This is a genomic window from Streptomyces sp. NBC_00829 (assembly GCF_045161795.1).
Lineage (GTDB): Bacteria > Actinomycetota > Actinomycetes > Streptomycetales > Streptomycetaceae > Streptomyces.
On record NZ_CP108867.1, the window covers coordinates 7,783,507 to 7,808,310 of the forward strand.

The window sequence follows — 24,804 nt, forward strand, 5'->3', positions numbered from 1 at the left end:
TCAGCCCTCGAAGGTCCCCGTCTTGCCGGCCTTCCAGGCTCCACCCGTCACCTTGTACACGGTGAGCTGCTTGTTGGTGGCATCGCCGTACTCGTCGAACGAGACCTTGCCCATCACTCCGTCGAAGGAGACCTTCTGCATGGCCGCCGTGACCTGGGCGCGGGCGTCCGAAGGAAGCTTTCCGTCCTTGGCGACGGCCTTCACGGACTGGATGATCGCCCAGGCGGAGTCGTAGGAGAAGCCGCCGTATGCCCCGTACGCGTCCTTGTACCCGGCCGCCTTGTAGTCCGCGATGAACTTCTTCGCGGAGGCCAGGCTCTCCACGGGAGCCCCGACGGATGTGGCCATGTCGCCCTCGCCGCGGCTGCCGGTGAGCTTGACGTACTCGTCGCTGTAGATCCCGTCGCCGCCGATCAGGGGAATGGCGGCGCCCGCCTTCTTGATCTGGGCGCTGAGCGGCCCGGCGACGGGGTACTCGCCGCCGTAGTAGACGACTTCCGCGCCGGAGCCCTTGATCTTGGTCGCCACGGAGCCGAAGTCCTTGGACTCCGGGTTGACGTGCTCGGTGCCGACGACCGTGCCACCGAGCTTGGTGAACTGGGCGGAGAAGGTCGCGGCCAGGCCTGCGCCGTAGGTCTTCTTGTCGTCGACGACGAAGACCTTCTTCTTCTTTGCCTCGTTGAACAGGTAGTCCGCCGCGAAGGGCCCCTGAATGGCGTCCGTGGTCGCGGTGCGGAAGTAGGACTTGAACGGCCGGGCCTTTTTGCCCTTGTCCCATCCGTCGCCCTGGGTGAGGGAGGGGTTGGTGTTGACCGACACCTCGACCAGCTGCGCGGTGTCGAAGACCTTCTGCATGGACTGGGCCACGGAGGAGTTCAGCGGGCCGACGACACCGAGGACGCTCTTGTCGGCGACGAGCTGGGTGGCGTTCTGCTGCCCGGAGGAGGGCTGCGCCTGGTCGTCGAGCGACTTGACCTTGAACGTGACGCCCGGAACTTCTTTTGTCTCGTTTGCCTGCTTTACGGCGAGTTCGACCGAGTTCTTCATGCCGAGGCCCAGGGCTGAGAGGTCACCGGTCAAAGGCGCGTCGAAACCGATGGTGACGACGGTGGAGCCACCGCCTGAGGCGTCCTTTGCCTGGCTGTTGTCACGAGAGCCGCAGGCCGTGAGCGACAGTGCTCCGGCAGCGAGCGTGGCGGTGACGGCTATGAGAGAACGGTTGCGCACGATCGGTCCTTTCCCCTTCGAGGCGCTTGGCCACGTCGAGGCGAAGAGCGATCGCCTCGGCGCGGTAGCTGGGCGAGACTCTAGGTGCCAACGACGCAAACGCACGAAACCGAGACCTCCCGTGACGTTCTTGTTATGGCGCGGATACCACGGCGGCGATCACCTCGACCGGCCTCCGCGCCCACCTTTGCCCGGCAGCGGGAGCATCCGGCCGCCCTACCCCGGTGCGGTGGCACAGACCATGACGACGACGGGGGAAGCGCACGGCTTCGACCGGTGCAAGCGGGCAGCGGGAGCGCCTCTTGGAGCCAGACCGCAGACCGCCGCCCGGCGGGCCCCGGCAGCGTACGGAACTCGGCCTCGCCAGACATGAGTTCACCGTCCGTACCTCGACCTGACGGCGTGTCGGGGGACGCCGAAACGGGGATATGCTGCGTCCGGCTCAGGATCTTGTACGACCGCAGCGAGACTCGCGGCCCGCGGTCCGGCGCCAGCAGCGACGTTCGTGAGCGCCCTGCCGGGGAGAGTCCCCTCCGTGACGGCGGCAGCTCCATCCCATGGCTTCGGAGGCCTCGTGACCACCCCCAGTCCAGAAGCTCGCCCCGACGGTTCCGCGGCGGTGCCGCCGCCGGGCTGCCCGGCGCACGGCATGAGTCCCGAGGGGATACGCCGGCTCTACGGCCCCGAGGCGGAGGCCAATCCGCAGGCACTGTACGAGGAGCTGCGCAAGCAACACGGACCAGTCGCACCCGTGCTGCTGCACGGCGACATTCCGGCCTGGCTGGTGGTCGGATACCGGGCCAACCTCGAAGCCATGCGGACGCCTTCCCTGTACTCCCGTGACTCGCGGCGGTGGACCGCGTTCCGCGAGGGCCAGATCTCGGCCGACTCGCCGCTGATCCCCATGGTCGGCTGGCAGCCGCTGTGCGTGTTCGCCGACGGAGAGGAGCACGCCCGGCTGCGCGGCGCGATCGTCGACGGCCTGGCGCAGTTCGACCGGCACGGTGTGCGGCGCTTTGTGAAGCGCTACACCGAAGAGCTGGTCGACGCGTTCGCCGCGAAGGGCGAAGCCGATCTGGTACGCGACTACGCGAAGCTGCTGCCGATGCTCGTCGTCACCCGACTCCTGGGGATGCCCGCCGGCAACGGAGTGCGGGAGCTGGTCGAGCCGACGCTCGACCTCATGAGCGGTTCGGAGACCGCGGGCGCCAGCAATGAGCTCGTCATGCAGAGACTGCGCGAGCTGCTGAAGCGGAAGAAGGAGGCTCCCGGAAGAGATCTGACCTCACGGCTGATCAGCCACGAGTCGAATCTGACCGACGAGGAGATCGTCGAGCATCTGCGGCTCACCCTGGTGGCCGCGCACCAGAACACGGTCAACCTGATCAGCCACACGCTCCGCCTGATGCTCACCGACCGTCGCTTCCGTGGGAACCTGTCCGGCGGGCAGATGACCCTGCCCGACGCGCTGGAGCAGGTCATGTGGGACAACCCGTCCATCGCTGTCGTCCCGGGCCGGTGGGCGACCGGTGACACGACGCTCGGCGGACAGCAGATCAAGGAGGGTGATCTGCTGCTGCTCGGCATCGCGCCGGGCAATGTCGACCCCGAGGTGCGGCCCAACCTTGCCGACCCCGTCCACGGGAACCGCTCGCACCTGGCGTTCAGCAGCGGCCCGCACGAGTGCCCCGGCGCCGACATCGGCCGGGCGATCGCCGACACGGGCATCGACACCCTGATGGGCCTCCTTCCCGGGCTGGAGCTTGCCGTCCCGGAACATGAACTCACCATTGACGCCGCCTGGTTGACCCAGCGGCCGGCATCCCTGCCGGTGAAGTTCCCGCCCCGGCGCGGCTCCGGGCAGACCACGGGGGAGAGTCCCCTTCCGGTGTCACAGCCGCTGCCGGCGCCCGCGGCCAGTTCAGCTGCCCCGGTGGCAGCGGAGGCCGCGTCGCGGCGCCGACCGTGGTGGAGGAAGCTGCTGGGGCGCTGAGGCTCCGCCAACTGCCTTTTCCGCACGGGACATCGGCGGATGACCGAGGGTCCTGACCGACCTGGGTCCTGACAGCCTGGGGTCCTGACCGGCCTGGGGCACGGCCCTGCCGGAGGAACGGGAACCGCGAAGGCCGCTCTGCTGCGACTGACTGACTCACGTTGCACAGGGCGGCCTTTCATGCCGCGGACCTGTGCGCCTGCTCCGACCCAGCAGTGCACTGTGGGCCATTGGAACCCCGGAACGCCGTCGGTACGATGCCGAACAGTTGATCATTCGGAGGTCTGTCCTCCGACCGAAGCCCACCGGACAGTCCGACAGGCCGGATCGCCTCCCTCACGCGGGGCCGGCGCCATGATCGCCTCGCGAAAGGATCCACCGTGCCGCAAGCAGCTGAGTTGACGGAAATACCGCGGGCCCGGGGCGGCCTGCCGCTCCTCGGGCACGTGCTGAAGCTGAAGAGCGACCCGCTCGGATTCCTCCGGTCCCTGCGGGAGACGGGAGACCTGGTCCGCGTGGACATCGGCACGATGCCGATCTATGTCGCCACCAGCGCGTCCGCGGTCAACGAGGTGATGGTGACGCAGGGCCGGTTCCTTGAGAAGGGCCGGCTGTTCGACCGCGTACGGCCGCTCGTCGGCAATGGGCTCGCGACGGCCGGCGGAGAAACCCACCGCCGTCACCGCCGTCTGATCCAGCCCATGTTCCACAGGGAACGCCTCGCCATGTACGCCGCCGTGATGAGCGAGCGGGCCGAGGCGCTGTCCGACTCCTGGGTCCCGGGGCAGAGCGTCGACGTGGACCAGGCCATGAGCGCGTTCACCATCGAGGCGCTCGCAGCGACCCTGTTCTCCGCCGACATCGGCCGCCCGGCGGTCGAGTCCGTTCGTCGGGACCTGCCGGTCATTCTCCAGAACATGCTGCTGCGGGCAGCGTCGCCGAAGATCCTCGACAAGCTGCCGATCTGGCGGGGCTTCGACAACGCCGCCGCAGGCATGCGGAGCGTCATCGACCATGTGGTCGCCACCACACGCGCCCGCGCCGACGGCGACGCGGAGCGGGCCGACCTGCTGTCCGTACTCCTGGCCGCCCGGGACGCCGATACGGGCGAAGCACTCACCGACGAAGAGGTCCGCGACCAGCTCGTCACGATCCTGTTCGCCGGCACGGAGACCGTCTCCTCGACCCTGGCCTGGGCCTTCCACCACCTCGCGGACAATCCGGAGGTCGAGAAACTCCTGGTCGCCGAGATCGAGGAAGTCCTCGGTGACCGGCCCGTCTCCTTCCAGGACGTGCCTCGCCTGGCCGCTGTCCAGCGGGTTCTGGACGAGGTCATCCGCCTGCACGGAGTGGTGTTGCTGATGCGCCGCACCATCGAACCGATCGAGCTCGCGGGCTTCTGGATTCCCGCCGGTGTGGAAATCGCCTTCAGCCTGTACGCCCTGCACCGCGACCCGGACCTCTACCCCGACCCGGACCGCTTCGACCCAGACCGGTGGCTGCCCGAACGGCGTGCCGAGCGCCCGAGAGAGGCGGCCGTGCCCTTCGGCGCCGGTAACCGCAAGTGCATCGGCGACGCCTTCGCGTGGACCGAAGCAACCATTGCCCTGGCCACGATTCTCCGCCGCTGGAAACTGAGACCCGCACCGGGCTCCAAAGCACCGCAGGAGTCTCTCGCGTCCATGGCCCACCCCGACCACGTTCCCATGACGGTCCTGCCGCGCGACATGTGACGTGGAGAAGGCCCGAGCCGAGGGCAGGCCGAGGACGCCCGGAAGCCGGCCCGCCGGGTCCGTCCCGGAGCCGCCCGCGACTCCGGGCAGCGAGCCCGGGCGTACCGGATCCGGAACGGGGCCTCCGGCAGGCGCCGGGCCCGAACTGCCGACCGCGCCGCACAGGGCCGCTGAGCCCGTTCCCCAGCCGTCACCGATCGCCCCGGTGCCGGGTGACCGGTGCCGAAGCGGTCGGTCAGCCCTTCTCGCCCACGGCGCGGCATCCGGCCAGGAGTATCTCCTGGTGTTGCCGGATGTGTTCGAGAGATCCTTTCAGGGCGTTGAGGTGACCGGCGACGAGTAGCCGTTCCGCGGGAGTGGTCCAGCCGGGCCGCCGCCAGTTTTCCCTGAGGTTCTGCCAGTAGTCTTCGTCGCGAATGGTGTCGAGGAGCTTTTCGATCTCCTTGACCTGGGTGTCCAGTTGTTCATCGTCGTGATACACGTGGTCCTCCGTTCGCGCAGCAGAAGGCCGCGGCAAGGTCGTGGAACTCCCTGGGAATTCGAAGGTCTTGGGATTCGGGGGATGCGTCACCGAATAATCCGACGCCCCCGTGATCCGCCAAGAAATCCAGCGCTGATGTATGAACTATTGCGTGGACCCCCCGCGAAGTATTGAACGGTGGGGAATGCCGCGCAAGCCTCCTCCGCTATTGCTCGGGTGGGGCGGGCATGATTCGGCCGTTCTCGAGCAGACTCAGTTTTCCCGCGAATCGCCACGACCTCACTGTGTGGTGGCGTTCTCTTGGCGCACCGCTCACTGCCTGCGCGCGGCGGCGCGGCAACGCGAGAAGCATTGCGACAAGGGTTGGCCTGAACTCTTCGGATTCCGCGCCCGCGGTCGTACCGCGCCCCCGGCCGGGTGGCCCGTCGCCGCTACCGGTTGGCCGGGCGTACCGCCGTCACCGAAACCGCGCGTACCCGTCCGGCGCATGGGCGTACGGACCGGATACGTCGGGCGCCGCTCGTGACGTTGTCACTCCGGTCGGGTGAGTGGCGATATCCAGCGCTCGACCGCCCGCCGTGCGTACACCTCCACAGGCCACGTGCCACTTAGGGTTTCCCTGTGAGTGATCGTCGGAGTGTGACACGGCGTGTGCGTCGCGGTGGCTACCTCCGGCCTGCGGGCGTCTTCGCGGTGTGCATGGCAGGCACCACGCTCCCCACTCCTCTCTACAGCCTCTACCAGGACGAACTCGGATTCTCCGAGCTGATCGTGACGGTCGTCTTCGCCGTCTACGCCGTAGGGGTCATCGGCGTCCTCCTGATCGCCGGCAATGTCTCCGACACCGTCGGCCGCAGACCGGTCCTGCTGCTCGGACTGGGCCTGGCCGCGCTCAGTGCCGTCTGTTTTCTCTCCGAGACCGGCCTGCCGCTGCTCTACGTGGGGCGCCTGCTGTCAGGACTGTCCGCGGGCCTGTTCACGGGTACGGCGACCGCGTATGTGATGGAGTGCGCCCCACCGGGCAAGGAGGGGCGCGCCGCCTTCGCCGCGACCGCGGCCAACATGGGGGGACTGGGCTGCGGGCCGCTGCTGGCCGGACTGTTCGCCCAGTACGCACCCTGGCCTTTGAAGCTCCCCTTCATTGTCCATCTCACCCTTGTGGCCGTCTCGTTCGCGGTGCTCTGGTTTCTGCCCGAGACCGTCCCGCATCCGCAGCCGCCGCGGGTGGTGCGCCCGAAGTGGCCAGGTCTCCCGCCTGAGGTGCGCCCGGTCTTCGTGCCGGCCGGAATCGCCGCGTTCGTCGGCTTCTCGCTGCTGGGGGTGTTCACCTCGGTCACCCCTGCCTTCCTGGCAGGCCCTCTCGGTGTCGAGAACCGTGCAGTGATCGGGCTGATCGTCTTCCTTGCCTTCTTCGCCTCCACACTGGGTCAGTTGTTCGTGGGTACCTTGGGTGTGGCGCTGGCGCTCCCTTTCGGTTGTGCCCTCCTCATCATGGGACTCGGACTGCTGGCCGGCGCGTTGATCTGGGACGTTCTTGCCCTGGTGGTGATGAGCGCACTGGTCGGGGGAGGAGGCCAAGGACTCGCACTGCGAGGAGCCGTTGCCGACGTGGCCGGCGCGGCCCCCGAGGAGCACCGGGCCGGCGCCATCTCCTCCCTGTTCGTCGTCGCGTACACCGGCATCGCGATCCCGGTCATCGGGATCGGTGTGCTCTCCGAGACGCTCGGACTCGAGAGCGCCGGCCTGATCTTCATCTGCTGCATGGTCGTCCTCGCTGCCGGTGCCGGCGTCTACCTGCTCAGACGCCCGGCGCCCGACGGAGGCGACTCACCTGAATGAGCAGGACACTCGGCAGCGGTGGTCGGTGGTGGGCGGATACCGGTTCCGGCCGGTACGGCCGTCGGCGCGTGCGGCTCCTATCGGTGTTCGGGGTTGGGGAAGTCGAAGCGGCAGCCCGCGTCCCACTCGGAGCGCTGGTTTCCGTGCGCCGGAATTCCGCCGGCACGCTTGAGCATGGCCGCCAGGTGCATGAGGTTCCATGTCATGAACGTGGTGTTGCGGTTGGTGAACTCGTTGTCGGGCCCGCCGGATCCGGGGTCGAGATACGACGGCCCAGGACCGGCCTCGCCGATCCAGCCCGCGTCGGCCTGCGGCGGGATGGTGTACCCGAGGTGCTGGAGGCTGTAGAGCACATTCATCGCGCAGTGCTTCACGCCGTCCTCGTTGCCGGTGATCAGGCAGCCGCCGACCCTTCCGTAGTAGGCGTACTGGCCCTTCTCGTTGAGCAGGCTGGAACAGGCGTAGAGACGCTCGATCACCTGCTTCATGACGGAGCTGTTGTCGCCCAGCCAGATCGGGCCGGCCAGCACCAGGATGTCGGCCGCCATCACCCGGTCATACAGGGCGGGCCACTCGTCGGTTGACCAGCCGTGCTCCGTCATGTCGGGCCACACCCCGGTCGCGATGTCGTGGTCGACGGCCCGCACGACATCGACATGCATGCCCTGGGCCTCCATCACGGCCAGGCTCTTGTCGATCAGTCCTTGTGTGTTGCTGCTTTCCGGCGAGCGTTTGAGCGTGCAGTTGATGACCAGGGCGCGCAGGTCGTCGTGGCGAGCGGGCGACGATTCGGCACCGGGCGACTGGGTGGTCACGGGTCCTCCTGGGATCCGCCGCCGTGCCGTTCACGGCGGTGCAACACCGACCATGTGTCGACAGGGCCCTCGAAACAACCGCGACGGCACAGCCTGCCCGCGGCTGTCACTCCGACAGCCGAACAGCGGGCAGGGCGGGCCGCGGCAGGTGCCGCTTCACCCATGGGAGTTCGGCGGGGGAGGCGGCGGCGGGCAGCAGCGCGCGGGATGAGCCAAGGCGCGGTGGCCCGGCGTGGTGCTGTTCGGCCGCAGACCCATCACATACGCGGGAGGCGAAGGTTCGCGCGAATCAGGTTCCCCTGCAAGGAGGAAATTCTGACGCTTTCCGCGCCGGACGCCGATCCCCCCACAACTTCGGCGGCGAACTCCAATTGACGAGGTGACGAGGGCGGCACTCGGCCCGTCGATCGGGCAGACCGTGGGGGTTGTCACAGCGACTCAAGTGCCGACGACGTATCCGCGGGCGGCGACGGAGGAACGCCGCTCGGGACTCGCCCTGACAACACCGCTGTTTCTGATGCTTGGAGTTCACCCTGTGCCTGCCGATACGTCCAGCCTCCCGCCGCTCGTCCATGACGTTCAGCCGCTGCCCGGCCAGGCCACCAGCCGCCTCGCGGCCGAAGGTCACCTGGTGGAGCGCGACCTCGTGTTCGACGGCTTCCGTTACATCTGTCGTATCGCCGAGGGGCGCGACCCGGTGAGCGAGCCCGTGCTCGTCCTCGGAGGGTCCTCGCAGGACCGCTTCTCCTGGGTGCGGCACGAGAGCACGCTGACGCGCACGAACACGGTCATCACTGTTGACCTGCCCGGCTACGGCGACGCCGACTTCCTGCCGGCCATGTACGGCATCGACTTCCTCGCTGCCACCGTCCGCCACCTTCTGCATGCGCTGGACGTTCCCCGGGTCAATCTGGTGGGGGCCTGCTACGGCGGTGCCATCAGCCTGCGGTTCGCTCAGCACTACCCGGGCCATGTCGCGCGGATGATGCTCGTGGGTGTGGCTGCCAGGATTCCGGCTGACTATTCCGCCGCCATGGAACGCTGGGCCGCCATGATTGAACGCGGGCAGACGGAAACGATCGCCCGGGAGCTCGCCGACCGCTTCATGTCCCCTCCGGGCACCGGCCGTGTCCGCAAGCACGCCGCCGTCGCGCGCCTGGTTCATCAGCAGATGGTCTCGCAGAATCCGGAACAGCTGCGGAAGTCCGCGGAGCACAACACGCGGATGATGCGACACGAGTGGTACCGCCCCGAGCCGACTCCTGACGTTCCCAGCCTCGTCGTCACCGGCGAATTCGACACCCTGACCACACCCGCCATGGGCCGCGAGGTGGCCGCATGCCTGTCGGCGGCCCGCTTCATGACCATCAACGAGACGGATCACCTCGCCCCGGTGGAGCGCATCGCCGACTTCGCGGACCTCATCACGCGCTTCTGCGGTGACCGTCCGCTCGATGCCCTGCCCTATGCGAGCGAGCCGGAGGTGGTCGCCGTCACCGGGCCGCCGGACCCGTCGACGTCAAGGCACTGACGCGAGCGGGCCTGGGACGCTCGGTCCTGGGGAGCGGCGTGGACGGCGCCGGTGTGGGTGCGGAGGCCTTTGAACCCGGGCGCGCCCCCAGCGGCGGTGGGGCGGACGCCGGTGCGGGGACCGGGTCCGTGGCAGGGAGCTCCCGGCTGAACGCCCGCCCCGGGGCCGGACCTTGGTCGGGTGTCTCCCGGTCAGGGAGAGCCCTGCTGTTCCTGGTGGACCGGACCGGACCGGACCGGACCGGCGCCAGAGCCCTGCTTGCCTGCTGCGCGGCGCCATGATCGTCCTCGTCGCGACGGCCGGCTGCGTACTACGCGTCCCACGACAGGAGTCACACCAGTCGGCCGACTGACGTGCTCTCACCGATTCTCGTCGTGCACCGCCTGCCTCAAGCCGGGCATGATCCGGTCGATCGTGGTCCAGCACCCTGCTTCGTCGGTGAAAACCAGTCCGCGGCCCTCCTCCATCGGCACGGCCCCGTGTGCCTCGTACATGGTCTCGCCGTCCAATGACAGGGCGAAGTCCAGGTCCTTCACCCGGGCGAGTTCGTAGCGGGACGTTTCAATACCGAGGGCACGGGCTCGTCTGACGGCCAGCCGTGCGAGCAGGAGAGCCCGGACGGGGCGGCCGGTTCGTGGTTCGGCCGCCGAGAATTCGCAGCGGAAGCCCAGCAGGGCACCCGGTTGAAGCCACTCCCTCTGATAGGTGGCCGTTGAGAGGAACTCCAGACGCCGTATCGGCGCCCGGAGTTCGACCGACACCCTCAGCGGGTGCTTCTCCGGGCTGAAGAAGCACTTCCTGCCCTCGATCAGAAACGGCTTGGTCAGGTCCAGCGGCCGGTGATCAGTACCAGGCCCAGAAGCAGCAGGATCAAGGCGGTCAGCGCCGCGGGAACCGCCGCCTTCCGCCACCGGGCTTTTGGGGCACTGACAACGACCTCCGAACGCGGCTGCGGAAGTGCCTCGGCCCGCGTCGCGGGGTCGCCGACCATGCCGCCCTCGATGAGTACGGCCAGTGGCCCGGGCCCCGGGGGCAGCCCGGTGATGTCCTCCGCGGAGGAGACCAGATTGAGCAGATGCGCCTGCCCGTCCTCTCCCGACAGCAGCGCGGACAGCCGGGCCAGGAAGGCCGTGCCGGCGCCCGGTGCCGCTCGTCCGGCGATCCAGCGCTCCGCGGGCTGGACGGGGGACGGGGCGGTGGTGCTGTGCGCGAGCGTGGCCGTAGGGACGGGTTCCAGGGACGCCAGCGCTATGGCGAGCCGGGCGGTGAGTTCCTTGCGCTCGGCGGTGAGCTCCGAGGGGCGGGCGGCCAGCAGCCGGTCCACCTCCGTGCTGGAACACAGACCGTCCAGGAGCTCGGACAGCACCCCCCGGCCCTCCGGGTGACCGGCGACGTCGTCCAGCCAACGGGACGCGAGCGTCAGCATCGTGTGCCGGTCCTGCCCGGCTCCCTCCGTTCCGGCCGCGTCGGGGGAGCCTTCGAGGACCAGGGTGTAGTAGATGAGGGTGCCCACGGAGTCGGTGCGGGTGGAGGGCACCCCGCTGATCAGCACCCGTGGGCGGCCGTTCGACGTGACGGCGAGGAGGCAGGGCCGCTCGGTCGCGGTGAGCTCCGAGTAGGCGTCCCACCAGCGGCTTGCCGGCGCTGGGGTGAGGAAGCCGTAGTCCAGCTTGCGCGGCACACCCCGGGTACGGAGATGAATCTGCACGGCAGTCCCTTCGACGGTCAGCTCAGATGGTGCAGACGGGGCCCGCTCTCCCGCCCGGCGAGGGCGGTGAGTACGTCGAAGAGCGACTGGGTGGTGCGCTGCGACTCGGCGAACAGCCTCTCGTCGCTGTCGGCGGTGCGCCTGCGGCGGTCGCGTTCGCCGTTGAAGTTCAGCCAGAGGTCACGGAAGAAGCCCTCCCTCAATTCGGCGTAGCTTCGCGAGTGCAGGGCGGCCGTCTGCCTCGTGGCCGTCGCCCGCTCGCTCTGCGCCCGCGCGGTGTCGACCAGTTGCCTGCACAGCAGGGTGATGAGGTCGTCCAGTCCCTTCCGGACGATCTGCCCCGGTGGCCGGACCCGGTACTTGGGCATGAGCATTTCCCCGCCGGGAGATGCCTGGGCCTGGATCCAGCGGGCGGAGACCAGCTCCACACAACCGAAGGTGTCGATCGGGAGATAGCGGACCGACGCGTGCGGGGCCGCGTCCCGGACCGTCTTGAGTACATCGCTGAACTGGTGGACGACCTTCTCCCGCAGCGTGCCCGCGTGATCCTTGAGGCTGCCGCTGTCCGACAGATATGTCTCGCCCTTGACCGGGCAGAACACGATCAGAGCGGGCTCGCCCGACAGTTCCCGCCGGTTCTTCGCCCATCTGAGGACGACCTGGTTGATCTGGAAGACGGAGAGGTGGGAGGCGAGCAGATGCGCGTGGTCGTCACCGGCGTCCATGAGCAGCACCGAGTCGATCGGAAGGATGAGCACGGAGCTGTCGGCGAGGAACGCCTCGCATTCGGTCCATTTCTGCTCGTCCTCGGTCCCTTCGCCGGCGCCCTCCAGCCATGCGCCGGGATAGTCGAGGATGTCGAACCGGATCTGCAGGCCCTGCCCCCGCGCTTCCAGCAGCAGCCGGAACCAGGAGGGGTCGCTCGTACTGGGCACCAGGCCCGGCTGGAACACCCGGGCCTTGAGCGCCCCGGTGACCAGGTTGTAGGTGGCGGCCAGCCGGTTGGTCGTGGGCCGGTCCGCGGTGAGCAGTTGTACCGAGGAGTCACCTGCCAGCAGCTGCTGGCCCTCGGTGAGCAGGCTGGCGATCAGCGTGCTCTTGCCCACGCGGCTCGGGGCGAGCAGTCCGATCTTGTAGTCGAAGAGCGGGCGGTTGGTGTCCCTCACAGCTGCTCCTCCTCGATGACGGTCGAGATCTCATCCGCGACCCGGACCACCCGCGCGAAGCGGCTGTTGGCCTCGTCGATGCCCTGGAACTCCTCCGGCCACAGGTCGTTGCGGTACGAGCGGACGAACCGCCGGAATTCCTGGACCGAGGTACCGGACCGGATCAGGGTGTCCTCGAACTGCTCCACCAGCGCGTGGATGACGGCCGCCGGCATCGCCGCCTCCTGGGACAGCGACTTCTGGATCCGGAACGCTGCCTGCTCGGCGAGGCCGTTGAACAGCTCGTAGAGGTCCTCGGCGCCCTCCTCGGTCAGGGGCACCGCCACCTGCTGCATCTGTTCGCCCGTGTCCGGGTGGGTGACCTGGAGGTTCAGCGGGGCGAGGTCGGGGCGTACCCGGGGATAGAGCAGGGTTCGGTACTCCAGCCGTACGTCCAGCAGGCTGTTGACCGCGGAGGCCAGACCCGGGCAGGGCTGGGACGACCGGGCGAACAGTTCGGCCAGCTTGGCGAGGACGTCGCGTCCGGGCCGGGCGGTGGTGTCGGCACCGGCACCGGCACCGGCACCGGCGCCGGCGCCAGGGCCGGAACTGCCGGAGCCGGGGGCCGCGTTCGCCTTCCCGCCCTCGTCATCCTTGAAGAGCGCCCCGCACTCGGCCTCGATCACCGCGGCCGTGCGGTCCCAGGCATCGGTGAGCCGTGCCGTGAAGAAGTCGTCCAGGGCCGCGAACCGGCGGCTGATCTCGACCCGGATCCTGCTGAACTCCGGGCCTGCGAACGCCGCCGCGTGGCCTTCGGTGATCATGCAGGTCAGAGCCTCCTGCCGCCATGCGTCCGCGCCCTTTCCGAATCCGTTCTCAACCCATGCGAGTACACCCTCGTACGCCTTGCCAACGGCCTCGCCGAAGCCCGGATCCACCATCGAGCCGTGTGCCTCCGCCGCCAGCTCGGCAACCAGCGTGCGCAGCTGCCTGGCGACACCGCTGCGCAACTGCGCGGCCTTGGCGTCGTTGACCTCCTCCGGCACTCCGGCCCGCCGGGCCACCTGGTCGAGCGCCCGGTGCAGATCGGTGAGCTGCAGGCCGATACGGTCCTTTACGGCGGAGGCCTGGGTCCGGGTGCCGGCGAGCACCTCGGCATCCATGACCGGCAGCCCCTCGGCCATCCGCTTCAGCAGGGGGCTGAGCACCTCGCGGCCGACCCGCTCCGGGTCGCGTACATCGGTCTCGAAGACGGTGAAGAAGCGGTCCGGCTCGCCCCAGTTGACATTGCGCAGCAGATCGCCGCGGAGGTTCTCGGCGAGATGGGGCTTGTCCGGGTCGATGTTGTGCACCAGGTAGGTGAAATCCGCGGTGCTGCGCACGAACCCCCTTACCTCGTCGAGGAGGCTGAGCCCGGCCGTGTCCGTCTCGTCGAAGAACGAGGAGGTGTCGGAGGACCGCTTGACCACCAGCACCGCGTCGACCTCGTTGCGCAGACCCGCGACATGCCGTCGGTCGGCGTCCGCGGCCACCTCGCCCAGGCCCGGCAGGTCCACGATGCCGATCCTGGCCACGTGCTCGTGCGGGAAGGTGCACTCGATACGGGCCTCACGTACGGCCGCATAGGCCCGCCCCACCTGGCCCTCCGCCGCGGTGATCTCCTCATGGGTCGGATAGGCCACGTACGACCGCACCTCCTCCAGTGGCACCGTCTTCACCCCGCCGGTCAGCAACTGCTCGTACGACTCCAGGGCACTCTGCAGTTCACGCAGCCGGGTCAGCAGCACCCGGCCCCGGGCCTCCGGCATGGCGTCCGGGTAGGCCCAGCGGCCGAACTCGGCCACCGTCCGTGGCGCGGTGGAGAGTTCGAGCGCCGCGTGCAACGGGGAGATCACATCGGCGAGGAAGCTCTCCGGGCTGTGCATCTCCAGCTCGGCCCGCCGCACCGCGGGTGAGTGGAAGATCCGGCTGCGCACCGCGGTGACCGGAATGCCGTGACCGGTCGGGATCTGGTCGTCGTCGAGACCCGAGATCGACTGCAGCAGCGTGCTCTTGCCCATGCGCGCCGCGCCGCTCACACCGATGTTCACCGTTGTCCGGGTGAACCGGGAGGCGATCACCCTGAATGAGTCCGCGGCCTCTGCCACGGCCAGCCGGATCTCGGGTAGTTGAGGAAGCGTCAGGGCCGCGACCAGCGCGCCGTCCATGGTGGTGTGCACCCGTAAATCGGCGAGTGCGCCGTCCAGCTCGTCGAGACGCTCGCCGAGTGTGTGCCAGCGGGCACTCTCGCGTTCCACCTCGGGTAACTGCCGCAACCGTGCCTGCAGCAGAGCGTCGATCGCCGTCGATATCCCTGACATGTACCCCCCCAGTCGCACTGTGGCGTCATTCGTCCCTGTGCATATGGGTCCGGGACACCACTCCCCATCTGGCAGGCAACGTACCGGTACGGGCGTGCCTTCGCCCGGTGTTCCGCAATTACCGTACGAAACTGAACAACCACACCCGGTCCGGCCTTCCGGCCCCGGCACTTCGGGGCGGCGGGCTCGGGCACGTGTTTCGTCCACTCAGGTCCGGGTGGCAGAGCCGTTGCCCTTTCGGGACGTGCTCGGGCTCATCGGCGGCCCCGGCGGGGCGCGGCTACCGGCCTCCGGGCGGCTTGCCGCCTGCGGCCGAAGCCTCGACGAACACCGCGCGCCCCTGGCGGTCGAGAGCGAGGATGGGGACCGCCTTGTTGCGGGGGTTCCCGTTGTTCTGGAAGGAGATGAAGCCGCTTGCTCCCGCGACCTGCTGGCTGCCGTCCATCTGGTGGAACATGCGGGCGACTGCGCCACCGGTCACCTCGCCCTGCCAGCGTGCGGCCATCTGGATGCCATGCGCGGCAGTGAGAACGGCATCATGAGCCATGATCGCCTGGCCGTCGTGACGGGGGTCGTTGGGGAACCAGCGATCCAGATCTCCGCCGTCCTGGAAGAATCCCGCAGAAGGGCCGGACACCGCGTTGGGCTCCTTCTTCCACATATCGGGATGGGCGAGGCCTGTGTAGAAGACACCCACCTTTGTCTCGGCGGCACGCGCGAGTTCCTGGGCCGTCAGATTGGTTGTGTCGTCTCCCGCGATAACGGTGAACTGGCGTTCCTGGCACGACCGGTTGGCGATGGCGTGCAAGAAGTGCGTCAGATGCTGCCCGCGGCCGGCGAAGTAGACGACCTGCGGCTTCTGGTCGCACAGCTGACCCGGCATGTAGCGCAGCTCGTTCTTCCAGCCGGTGCTTTCCGAGGAGTCGTAGGTCATGGCCTCGGCGACGAGCCTGTGGCCGTTGCGGTCCGGGAAGACCCTGGCGAAGGCCGAGCCCAGGGTCTTGGCGTAGAGATTGTTCTGCGCGGCGTCCTGGACCACGACGGCCGTATGGATCTTCTTCCGTTTGAGGTAGGCGGACGCCGCGTACGCCTCGTCCTCATTGGTCGGCGCGACACGCACGAAGCCTTTTATGTCCCTTATGTTGGTCGCTGTCATGGTGCTGGCGACCATGGCGATGCCGTACTCGGACAACCGCTGTAGGGCGGCCAGGTTCTGGGCGGTACTCGGACCGAGACCGGCCACGGCGACCAGTCGGTCGTCGGAGTCCTTCCGTGCGATCAGCTCGTCCACGGTGTGCCGCCACTGCCGTGAGCTGCTGCCCGTATTGGCGATCAGCAGGCGGATCTTGGGCGAGGCCGCCAGGTCGCCGTTGTTGTGCCGCTGCTGGGCGAGATAGGCACCCTCCAGCTCGTGGCGGACCGACTCTTCGGAGTTGCTGTCGTCGTCGGTGAGCGTGAACGACGTCATGTAGGCAACGCTGACGTAGTCCTTTCCCGCCTCCTTCTCGACCCGGTGGTTCTCTTCCTCGATCTTCTTGCGTACTGCTTCGAGGTGGCCGGCGAAGAGATACGTCCCGTCGGTGACACCGACGCACTCGTTGTCTTCGCCCCGCTCGACCACTCCCTCGGCGCATCGTGCTCGTTTGTCCGTGATCCAGTTCACGCTCAGGGGAACGGCGACCGCGAGGATCGCGACCAGGACCACACCGATGGCGACTCGGCGAACGATGTGCAGCGGCCATTCGATTCTGCGCATGACGCTCAGCTCTCGCAGGCAGTCGTCTGTGGGTGACGCCAGTGGCGGTAGCGCTCGGCCTCGTTGAACAGGGCCACGATGTCGGTCCTCCGCAGTTGGGACAGTTGGGTGAAGCCGTCCGCGATCATGTCGTTGAGGCGCATTGCCGGGTCTGCCAGCGGATCGCTCCACACCCAGCGAGCGGTGACCAGGCCCCGGATCGCCGAGGCGGCGTCGACGGACCGCTGGGACGTGCGGGGGGCGAGGCCGGCGAGGAGTTCGAGCGGGCCGCCTTCCACCGGGAGCCGGTTGGGGGCACCGGTGATGGAGTTGAACTCAGTGATCCACTGCACGGCGGGCACTGCGGGAAAGCGGTGGAGCAGATGGTCCGTGACCTCGTCGATCTGTCCCATGGCCATCCGGTGGTACATCTCCGGCACAGGCTGTTCCTCGCACCGGAAGTGCTCGGAGAGCAACTCGTGGACCGTGTCCCAGTCTCCGGGACGGCGGGCGAGCTCCCACAGGAGCAGCCTGCGCAGCCACGGATGGAGGGTCGGTGTGACCGCGCCGGGGCTGTGCAGCAGCCAACGGGAGCGGACCTCGCCGAACAGCCCGTCTCCGGGGCTGAGGATCCGTGCGCCTACGGAGAGGTCGCGGGCGGCGGCACACTCGGACAGGGCGGCCTTCTCCACGTCGTTGAATCCGCGCAGGAGATGAGCCAATGCCACGGCGGAGAGCGTGCGGTTCTCTTCCCCGACGCGCAGCGTGCGGTCCGGCAGGGTACGCAGCCAGCGGTCCTGACCCGGTCCGTCCTCCGCAGGGGTCGCGGACTGCCTCAACACGTCGAGGACCTGGTGCACCGCCCGCGGCAGGCCGCCGGTCAGCCGGTGAACGAAGGGGGTGAGCCGGGTGTACGTGGCCAACTCGGGATGATCGCCCAGCTGTAACTCGATCCGGATGCGGACCTCGTCGAGATTCAGGTCGCGCAGCCGCAGCGGATACCACCACGTGTCGTCGCTGTCGCGAGGGGGGCGGTGATCCTGCCAGTCCGCCAGCGAGGCACGATCGGGGCCGCGCAGCTGCCAGGGCCAGGAATCGCCGGTGGCCGGGCCCCAGCGGGGCAGCCAGCGGTTGGAACTGGCGACGACGGCAAGGGGATCGCAGCGATGGCCCGCCACCACGGAGTCGTCGTGACGGGCGCGAATGAGGAGGTCGAGGAATCGACGCCCGTACACCGAATGCGAGTTGTCGAGCAGGAGCAGATACGACCGGGGCATGAAGGAACGGGAGGAGTTGCGGCGCAGGTCCTCCAGGAAGGCCGAGAACAGCACCCGGTTCAGCTGGTCCTGCTCCTGCTCGTCTCCCTCGTGGCGCCAGAGGTTGAGTTCCACCAGCGCTTCCCACTGGTCATGGCTCCGGGTGAGCGGGTGACCTCCGTACCACGCGGCACTCGCACTGTATTTCCCGCCGAACACCCGGCCCGGCAGCCTGCGTCGGCCGCGTCGCAGGGCGTCCTGGAGGAGGGCGAGGGCCACGCCCGAGAATCCGTCGGGCGCGCCCACCGCACCTGCGGCCACGTCGAAGAATGCGGCGAGGTAGTCGCCGTGCCGCTCCTCGTTGTCTTCCTGAAAGCGGTCCAGCTGGCGCTGGATGGCGCGGCGTCCTTCGGCCAGGCTGTTGATCCGCAGTTCCTGGTCCGAGGCCAGCAGCCCGAGGGTGAGGAGGGGGAACTGGGAGCGGCCGTACCGAGGCAGTTTGCGTTCGAGCTGGCGGGCCAGCAGGGCGAGCGCATAGCGAGGCAGGAGCGAGTGTGTGCCGTCGAAATTGACGTACGCGAAGGGGTATTCGGGCCCGAAATGCTCCATGAGGGCGCTGTGCGCCTCGCTCGCGCCGCTGCCGCGAGGGCCGAGCAGCATGACGACGGGTCGTTCCGCTGTCGGAAGTTGTCTGAGGCACGCGTCGACGAGCGAGATGATCCCACTGCGCCCCCGCAGGCCCATGCCGATTCCGGGCTGCATCTACTACGCCGGCCTCCCCCCGTGCTGTCACACCGTGGTGATCAGTCCGTGCCCGTGCAAGGAGGATGCCACGCAGTGCGTGCACCCATGCCGAATCTCGCCGATTTTCACCAGGTCTGAGGAACGTCGGTGCCCCGCGTTCACGGGCGCGGGGGTGGGGGCGGGGGCGGGGGAGTCCTGCGTGTCCGGTTCAGGCAGGCGCGCCGGCCAGGACCTCCACCTTGCCGGTGTCGAGCGAGTAGTAGGCGCCGACCACCGCCAGGTCGCCCCGTCCCACAAGCGGTGCGAGGTCCTCGTTGGAGCGCAGGTCGGCCGCGGTCGACGTGACCTGCGCACGGGCCATGGTCTCGACCGGGTCGTCACCGCCTTCCCGGACCGCTTGCTCGTACGCCGGCTGCAGCGCTTTGACGATCGCCTGCGGGTTGCCGGGCAGGGGCTTGCCGTCACGCAGAGACTTGTACGCTGCCTGGACGGCGCCGCAGCGCTGATGGCCGAGGACCACGATGAGCGGGGTGCCGCTCGTTATGGGCCCGTACTCGACGGAACCGGTGACCACCGGGCCGACCGCCTCCCCGCCTGTGCGCACACGTACAGGTCGCCCAGCCCGGTGTCGAAGAGGAGTTCGGGCGGCACTCGGGAATCGATGCAGGAGAGGATCGAGCCGAACGGTTCCTGCTCTTGGGCGACCAGCTGACGCCGGTCCGGATCCCGGTCAGGGTGCTGAAGGTCTCGCCTCGTGCCCCGGCACGGTCTGCCAGGCGAGGTTCGGCCGCCGTCCTGCCGGGCCGGGGCCGGGGCCTCGATGGGGCGGAGTGTGGGCATGTTCGGCACATGGGGGCGGATCACCGTGCGTGATCGGCCTGCTCCAGCGGAACCCGGCACCCATTTTGCATCTATATGATGCATTCTGTGATCGTTTCGGGATGGTTGAGGCGCAGCCTGGCGCCCTACGGCCGGTGGGAAGCTGCCCTCCTGTCACCGGTGATCCTTACCGTCCTCATCGCGGGCCTGGCGTTCTCCACACCGAGGGAGATCGCCGTCAGCCGTCTCCTGCCTGCCGCACCTGCCCTCGCCGCCTCGATGTGGCCCGTGCTCCCCACCATCGTGCTGGGGACGTTCTGCCTGCTGGTCATGATCGGCCTCAGCTTCGTCTACGCCGACCTGGGGACGCCGTACACGGCGGCTGCGATCGTCGCGGTCACCTTGGCCGCCGCATACGCCAGCCATGTCCGACTGCAGCGCGAGGAGACGCTCTTCCACGTCCGGCTCGTCGCCGACGCAGCCCAGAAAGTGCTGCTGCGCCCTCTGCCGCGCCGCATCCAGGGGGTCGAGATCGAGTCGATGTACGTGGCGGCTCAAGAGCAGGCCCGGATCGGCGGCGACTTCTATGAGGCGCTCGACACACCGTACGGAGTCCGGCTGCTCATCGGCGACGTACGCGGCAAGGGCCTGTCGGCGGTGGGGACGGCCTCGGCGGTGATCAGCTCCTTCAGGGAGGCCGCCTACGACGAGGGCGACCTGTTGGGCATCGCGCATCGCCTGGAGACCAGCATCACCCGCCACAGCGCCGCGTTCCCCTCCGTGGACCTGCCGGAGCGCTTTGCCACCGCCCTCGTCGCGGAGATCCCGCACAGTGGCGGCCACGTGAGACTTCTCAACTGTGGGCACCCTCCGCCACTGCTGGTGCACCGCGGGGAGATCCACGTCCTGGATCCCACCGCCGCCTCGCCGCCCCTCAACCTCGCATCGCTCATCGGCGACCACTACTGCATCGACCTCGTCGCCTTCGCCCCCGGCGACCAGCTGCTGCTCTACACCGACGGCGTATCGGAGACCCGGGACCACGCCGGCGAGTTCTTTCCGCTGCCGGAGTGGATGAGTCGGCAAGGCCCGGCGCTGCCCCGCGAACTCCTCGACCGGCTTCACCGGGACCTGCTTCACTACAGCGGCGGAAGGCTCGACGACGATATCGCTGCCCTTGCGGTGCGGTACCAGTCCATCCCCGCGGAGGGCTGACCGGCGACGCGAGCGGCGTGGAATCGAACGCGCGAGCGCCGCGGTCCTCGAAAGGCGGTCCTCGAAAGGCGGTCTTCGAACGGCGGAATCCCGGAAAGAGCCGCTCGGCGGCCACCCCGTCCGGTGTCCGACGCCACTGCAGGTCAACTGAATCGGCGACGTCGAACCGGCGGCGCTCCTTTCACGGTGCCGACGCGGAGGACAGTCCCTGTTCGGTCCAGATGGTCTTGCCCTCGCGTGTGTACCGGGTGCCCCAGCGCTCGGTGAGCTGGGCCACCAGGAAGAGTCCGCGGCCGCCCTCGTCGGTGGTGCGGGCCCGGCGCAGGTGCGGTGACGTGCTGGCGGCGTCGGACACCTCGCAGATGAGGCGGCCGTCGCGGATGAGCCGTAGGACGATGGGCCCGCCACCGTACCGGTAGGCGTTGGTGACCAGCTCGCTGACGATCAACTCGGTGGTGAACCCCATCTCCTCCAGTCCCCACGCGGCCAGTTGGGATGCCGTCAGCGTCCGCGCCCGAGCAGCGGCGGTCGCCTCTACGGGCAGCTCCCACGTGGCCACCTTCTCCGCTGCCAGGACGCGGGTACGGGCGATGAGCAGAGCCACGTCGTCGGCGACGTATTCGGCGGGCCGGTCGTGCAGCAACGCGCCCTCCACCGCCTTGCACGTCTCCTCCAGCGAGCGGGCGGGCACGGCCAGTGCCCCGCACAGAACGGCCAGACTCTCGACGACATCTCGCTTGTGGCCCTGGATGAGTCCGTCTGTGTAGAGGGCCAGGAGGCTGCCTTCGGCCAGTTGCAGCTCGGCTGCCTCGAAGGGCAGCCCGCCCAGGCCCAGTGGGGGACCTGCGGGTACGTCGAGGAGGTGCACCTGTCCGTTCGGCGTCACCGCCGCGGGCGGCGGGTGGCCTGCCCGGGCCAGGGCACAATGCCGCGTGACCGGGTCGTAGACCGCGTACAGGCAGGTTGCGCCCACGACTTGAGGGGAACGTTCGTCGGTCGGCTCCTGTTCGGCCGCCAGACGGTCGACGAGATCATCGAGGTGGGAGAGAACCTCGTCCGGTGTGAGGTCGAGGTTGGCCAGGGTGTGCACTGCGGTGCGCAGCCGGCCCATGGTGGCCGCTGCGTGGATGCCATGGCCCACCACGTCGCCGACGACGAGGGCCACCCGGAGCCCGGAGAGCGGGATGACGTCGAACCAGTCGGGCCCGCCGTCGGCCCGGTCGCGTACGCATACGGCCGCCGCCTCCATCACGACGTCGTTGTCGTGGGCCTCGACCAGGAAACCGAGCGCCGCCCGCCCGAGCACCTCCTTGGACGGGTAGCCGAGAAGGGCCTCGGCCCGCTCGCTCCAGCCGATGACGATCCCGCGGTCGTCCAGCACCGCCGAAGCCGCTCGCCGCACCGCGAACGGGTCTTCCGGGCCCTCGCTGAACGTCGTCACCGGTGTCTCCATCGCTACCACCCTTGCACCTTCCCCGCGGGTCCGCGCGGGTGTCGCGGCCCGGGCCGACTCCTCACCCGGCCGCCCGAGGCAGAGTTCGGGCGAGGAGCACCGCCACGTCGTCCTGGGCCGCAGAGGGCAGCATCCGGTCCAGGACGCGGTCGCAGATCTCTTCCAACGGGTGGTCGAGGTGCCGCAGCGCCTGGGCGAGCTGTTGCATGCCCTGGTCGAGGTCTCTGTCGCGGGCCTCGATGAGGCCGTCGGTGTACAGCACCAGCAGGCTGCCGGGTGGCAGGGGCACCTCCTCGGTCTGGAAGTCCTGCGCACCCGTTCCCAGGGGCGTGCCCGAGGGGCCGTCGAGGAAGGCGATCGTCCCTCGGGCGTCGGCCACGGCCGGGGGCGGATGACCGGCCCTGGCGACCAGGCAACTGCCGGTAGCCGGGTCGTGGACCGCGTAGACGCATGTCGCCATTTCGCTCTCGCCCAGGTCGGCCACGGCGGCGTCCAGGGAGCGCAGCATCTGCGTCGGGGGGATGTCGTGGCGTGCCAGCGTTCGCACCGCGGTGCGCAGCTGTCCCATGACGGCCGCCGCATGGATCCCGTGCCCCATGACGTCCCCGATGACCAGCCCGGTCCTGCCCTTGGGCAGGGTGATGACATCGAACCAGTCGCCGCCGACCGCGTGGTCGCTGGCGGGGAGGTAGCGCCCGGTCAGTTCCAGGCCGGTCACTTCCGGCAGCGCGTTGTTCGACAGGCTGCGCTGCAGAGTGAGGGCCGCCTCACGCTGGCTGGTGTACATGCGTGCGTTGTCGATGTTCAGCGCCGCTCGGGCGACCAGCTCGTCGATGAGCACGCAGTCCTGTTCGTCGAAGGGCTCACGGTTGCGGGTACGCGTCAGCACCACGGCGCCGAGCGCCTTGCCGCGGGCGACCAGGGGGACCAGCCGCGCGCAGCCCATATGGGTACTGAGGTACGTACGCAGTCTCTCGGCCTGCGGATCGGGGATCAGCGCGGGAATATCGGCCTGGTAGAGGTTCATGGGGCGCCCCTCGGTGATCACCGCCTCGTATACCGAGCCGAGCGGCACCTGGAAGGTCATGCCCGCTGCGAGCTTTGCGGTGGGTGCGGACGGATCGGGGAAGGCGGCGGCCATCCGGCGCACCACGCCGTCGGCGGACGCGGCGGCTTCGTCGGGGTCGAGCACCGCTTCCAGCAGTTGCACATCGGCCGAATCGGCCAGCTGGGGCACCAGCACCTCTACCACTTCCTCGGCGGTCTGGCGCAGGTCCAGGGTGGTCCCGATACGGGTGCCCGCCTCAGCCAGCAGAGCGAAGCGTCGGCGTGCCCGTTCGGCCTCGACGTGTGCCTGCTGCCCCTCGGTGATGTCGATCAGGGAAGCGATCAGGCCCAGCCGCCGCCCGGCCTTGTCGAGCAGCGGGGCGTAGGAGCAGGACCAGGTTCTGCCGTGATCGGGATCGGCGGGGGTGCGACCCGTGCGACGGACGTCGACCACCGCCTCACCGCGGTCCAGAACCTGCTGCATCACCGTCTCCAGCGCCGCGGCGTTGATTCCTGGCGCGACCTCGGCCAGCCGCTTGCCGAGGTGCTTGGCTGCCGAGACACCGTTCATCCGGGCGAGCGATTCGTTGACCCGCAGAAAGCGCAGATCGCGGCCGAGTATGGCCAGACCGATCGGGGACTGGGTGAAGAGGCCTTCCAGGGCGGCGAGCGAATCCCGCATTCCCCTGACCCTGGAGGTCTCCACGGCGATGGCCAGCGTGCCCGTTCCTCCGTTCGGGTCTGCAGCCGGACAGATCCACATCTCCATCGGCACGAGGTGCCCGTCGCGGTGCCGAACGGGGACCCTCCCGACAACCGCCTCACCCGCCAGGGCCTTCTGCACCAGCCGATCGGCCGGCTCGCGCTGGGACTCGGGGACCAGGATCGGCAGACCGTACCGCCCCAGCAGTTGCTCCGCCGTGTAGCCGAGCACGTCCTGGGCGGCGAGGGACCATTCTGCGATGCGTCCCTGCGCGTCGGCCCTCCACAGCGCGATGGGAAGGAGGTCGCGGAGCACACCCGCGTACCCCACCGCCGTCAGCGGCAGGTCCGGCACCTCACTGGTCGATTCGTGTGGGTCCAACGCAAAGACCTAACCCCGGGGCGTGCGGCCTCGCTGCCGACCACTCCCTGGCGATCTTCCGGCCGGGCGCTGCTGCCGCATTGCCGATGCAGTGTCTTCGGGTATGGGGACTCTGGGCGCAGCTTCTTCGGGTGCGATTACTCGCATATCAGCTTATCCGAGGCGCTGGCATGGGCGAACGGAGCTGATGCTGTAGCCCCTGCCGGAGCCGGGACTGCTGCGCGGTACCCACTGTCCGGAGGAACTCGTTGCGCGCGACGACACGCCGCGCAAGGGTGTGGCGACGGCGGGCCCGGCGGCCATCACCCGGTGCTTCTCTGCTGTCCTGCCCCGTCCCGTTCACCCTTTCGTATCGCGCCCGGCCAGGCCTGCGCCGGTGGGCCGGTGGTCCGAGGACCCCGAGGACCCCGAGGACCCCGAGGCCGCCGGGGTGGGGGTCGCGCATCAGCGGTCGACAACCGTCCAGGAGAGGCGGCGGTTCACCAGGGGCATCGCGGTCCGTGCCCGCGCGCCGCCGTCAGCGGTGGCCCGCCTGCGCTCCATCGCCTCCGCGTCGTCGGTGCCGCCCATCGGGTCCGAAGCGGCGCCCACGACGCGGTGGCGGCGATGGGCGACGGCC

17 protein-coding genes and 1 pseudogene are annotated in these 24,804 nt (G+C 69.0%); 5 read left to right on the top strand and 13 right to left on the bottom strand.

From position 1 onward, the window contains the following. Positions 1-1,227, bottom strand: a complete 1,227-nt coding sequence (locus OG293_RS34855) for a branched-chain amino acid ABC transporter substrate-binding protein (protein WP_406002734.1) — start codon at positions 1,225-1,227, stop codon at positions 1-3. A 574-nt stretch (positions 1,228-1,801) separates the two neighbouring features. Here OG293_RS34855 and OG293_RS34860 point away from each other — a divergent pair. Further along, the gene (locus OG293_RS34860; protein WP_406002735.1) at positions 1,802-3,220 is read left to right on the top strand and encodes a cytochrome P450; all 1,419 of its coding nucleotides are present in this window, start codon (positions 1,802-1,804) and stop codon (positions 3,218-3,220) included. 380 nt (positions 3,221-3,600) lie between these two features. Next, the gene (locus OG293_RS34865) at positions 3,601-4,953 is read left to right on the top strand and encodes a cytochrome P450 (RefSeq protein ID WP_406002736.1); all 1,353 of its coding nucleotides are present in this window, start codon (positions 3,601-3,603) and stop codon (positions 4,951-4,953) included. Between the two features lie 235 nt (positions 4,954-5,188). Here OG293_RS34865 and OG293_RS34870 read toward each other — a convergent pair whose 3' ends face one another. Beyond that, a complete protein-coding gene (locus OG293_RS34870; protein ID WP_406002737.1) occupies positions 5,189-5,434 on the bottom strand; it encodes a hypothetical protein in 246 nt (81 codons plus the stop codon). Positions 5,435-6,133: 699 nt separating this feature from the next. On the opposite strand from OG293_RS34870, the gene OG293_RS34875 reads away from it, so the two are divergent. Beyond that, entirely contained in the window at positions 6,134-7,273 is a 1,140-nt protein-coding gene (locus OG293_RS34875; protein WP_406003810.1) for an MFS transporter, read from the top strand. A gap of 77 nt (positions 7,274-7,350) precedes the next feature. On the opposite strand, the gene OG293_RS34880 is transcribed toward OG293_RS34875, so the two are convergent. Further along, entirely contained in the window at positions 7,351-8,088 is a 738-nt protein-coding gene (locus OG293_RS34880) for a flavodoxin family protein (protein ID WP_406002738.1), read from the bottom strand. 535 nt (positions 8,089-8,623) lie between these two features. Between OG293_RS34880 and OG293_RS34885 the strand changes: the two genes are divergently transcribed. Beyond that, complete coding sequence (locus tag OG293_RS34885; protein ID WP_406002739.1) at positions 8,624-9,619, top strand: alpha/beta fold hydrolase; 996 nt, start codon at positions 8,624-8,626, stop codon at positions 9,617-9,619. A 359-nt stretch (positions 9,620-9,978) separates the two neighbouring features. Here the strand turns inward: OG293_RS34885 and OG293_RS34890 are convergent, their stop codons facing one another. The 7 genes and pseudogenes from OG293_RS34890 to OG293_RS34920 all read right to left on the bottom strand — a co-directional run bounded on the left by OG293_RS34890 (position 9,979) and on the right by OG293_RS34920 (position 19,491). Next, positions 9,979-10,380, bottom strand: a complete 402-nt coding sequence (locus tag OG293_RS34890) for a hypothetical protein (protein WP_406002740.1) — start codon at positions 10,378-10,380, stop codon at positions 9,979-9,981. Between the two features lie 62 nt (positions 10,381-10,442). Further along, entirely contained in the window at positions 10,443-11,327 is an 885-nt protein-coding gene (locus OG293_RS34895; protein WP_406002741.1) for a hypothetical protein, read from the bottom strand. 17 nt (positions 11,328-11,344) lie between these two features. Further along, positions 11,345-12,493 carry a hypothetical protein gene (locus OG293_RS34900; protein ID WP_406002742.1) on the bottom strand — a complete coding sequence of 383 codons (1,149 nt, stop codon included), beginning with the start codon at positions 12,491-12,493 and terminating at the stop codon, positions 11,345-11,347. Further along, on the bottom strand, positions 12,490-14,832 hold the full coding sequence (locus tag OG293_RS34905) for a hypothetical protein (protein WP_406002743.1): 2,343 nt from the start codon (positions 14,830-14,832) through the stop codon (positions 12,490-12,492). Before OG293_RS34905 ends, OG293_RS34900 begins: the two co-directional genes overlap by 4 nt. Positions 14,833-15,112: 280 nt before the next feature. After that, entirely contained in the window at positions 15,113-16,588 is a 1,476-nt protein-coding gene (locus OG293_RS34910) for a branched-chain amino acid ABC transporter substrate-binding protein (RefSeq protein WP_406002744.1), read from the bottom strand. A 5-nt stretch (positions 16,589-16,593) separates the two neighbouring features. Continuing rightward, positions 16,594-18,585 (bottom strand): hypothetical protein, encoded by a 1,992-nt coding sequence (locus OG293_RS34915; RefSeq protein WP_406002745.1) that lies wholly within the window; start codon positions 18,583-18,585, stop codon positions 16,594-16,596. Positions 18,586-18,775: 190 nt separating this feature from the next. Continuing rightward, positions 18,776-19,491, bottom strand: a pseudogene (locus OG293_RS34920) (carbonic anhydrase). A 75-nt stretch (positions 19,492-19,566) separates the two neighbouring features. Here OG293_RS34920 and OG293_RS34925 point away from each other — a divergent pair. Further along, the gene (locus OG293_RS34925; protein ID WP_406002746.1) at positions 19,567-20,601 is read left to right on the top strand and encodes a PP2C family protein-serine/threonine phosphatase; all 1,035 of its coding nucleotides are present in this window, start codon (positions 19,567-19,569) and stop codon (positions 20,599-20,601) included. A gap of 181 nt (positions 20,602-20,782) precedes the next feature. On the opposite strand, the gene OG293_RS34930 is transcribed toward OG293_RS34925, so the two are convergent. The 3 genes from OG293_RS34930 to OG293_RS34940 all read right to left on the bottom strand — a co-directional run bounded on the left by OG293_RS34930 (position 20,783) and on the right by OG293_RS34940 (position 24,776). Then, positions 20,783-22,054: a SpoIIE family protein phosphatase gene (locus OG293_RS34930; protein WP_406002747.1), complete on the bottom strand. Its 1,272-nt coding sequence runs from the start codon at positions 22,052-22,054 to the stop codon at positions 20,783-20,785. Positions 22,055-22,115: 61 nt separating this feature from the next. Further along, positions 22,116-24,185, bottom strand: a complete 2,070-nt coding sequence (locus OG293_RS34935; protein WP_406002748.1) for a SpoIIE family protein phosphatase — start codon at positions 24,183-24,185, stop codon at positions 22,116-22,118. A 444-nt stretch (positions 24,186-24,629) separates the two neighbouring features. Then, complete coding sequence (locus OG293_RS34940) at positions 24,630-24,776, bottom strand: hypothetical protein (RefSeq protein ID WP_406002749.1); 147 nt, start codon at positions 24,774-24,776, stop codon at positions 24,630-24,632. Positions 24,777-24,804: the final 28 nt, after the last annotated feature.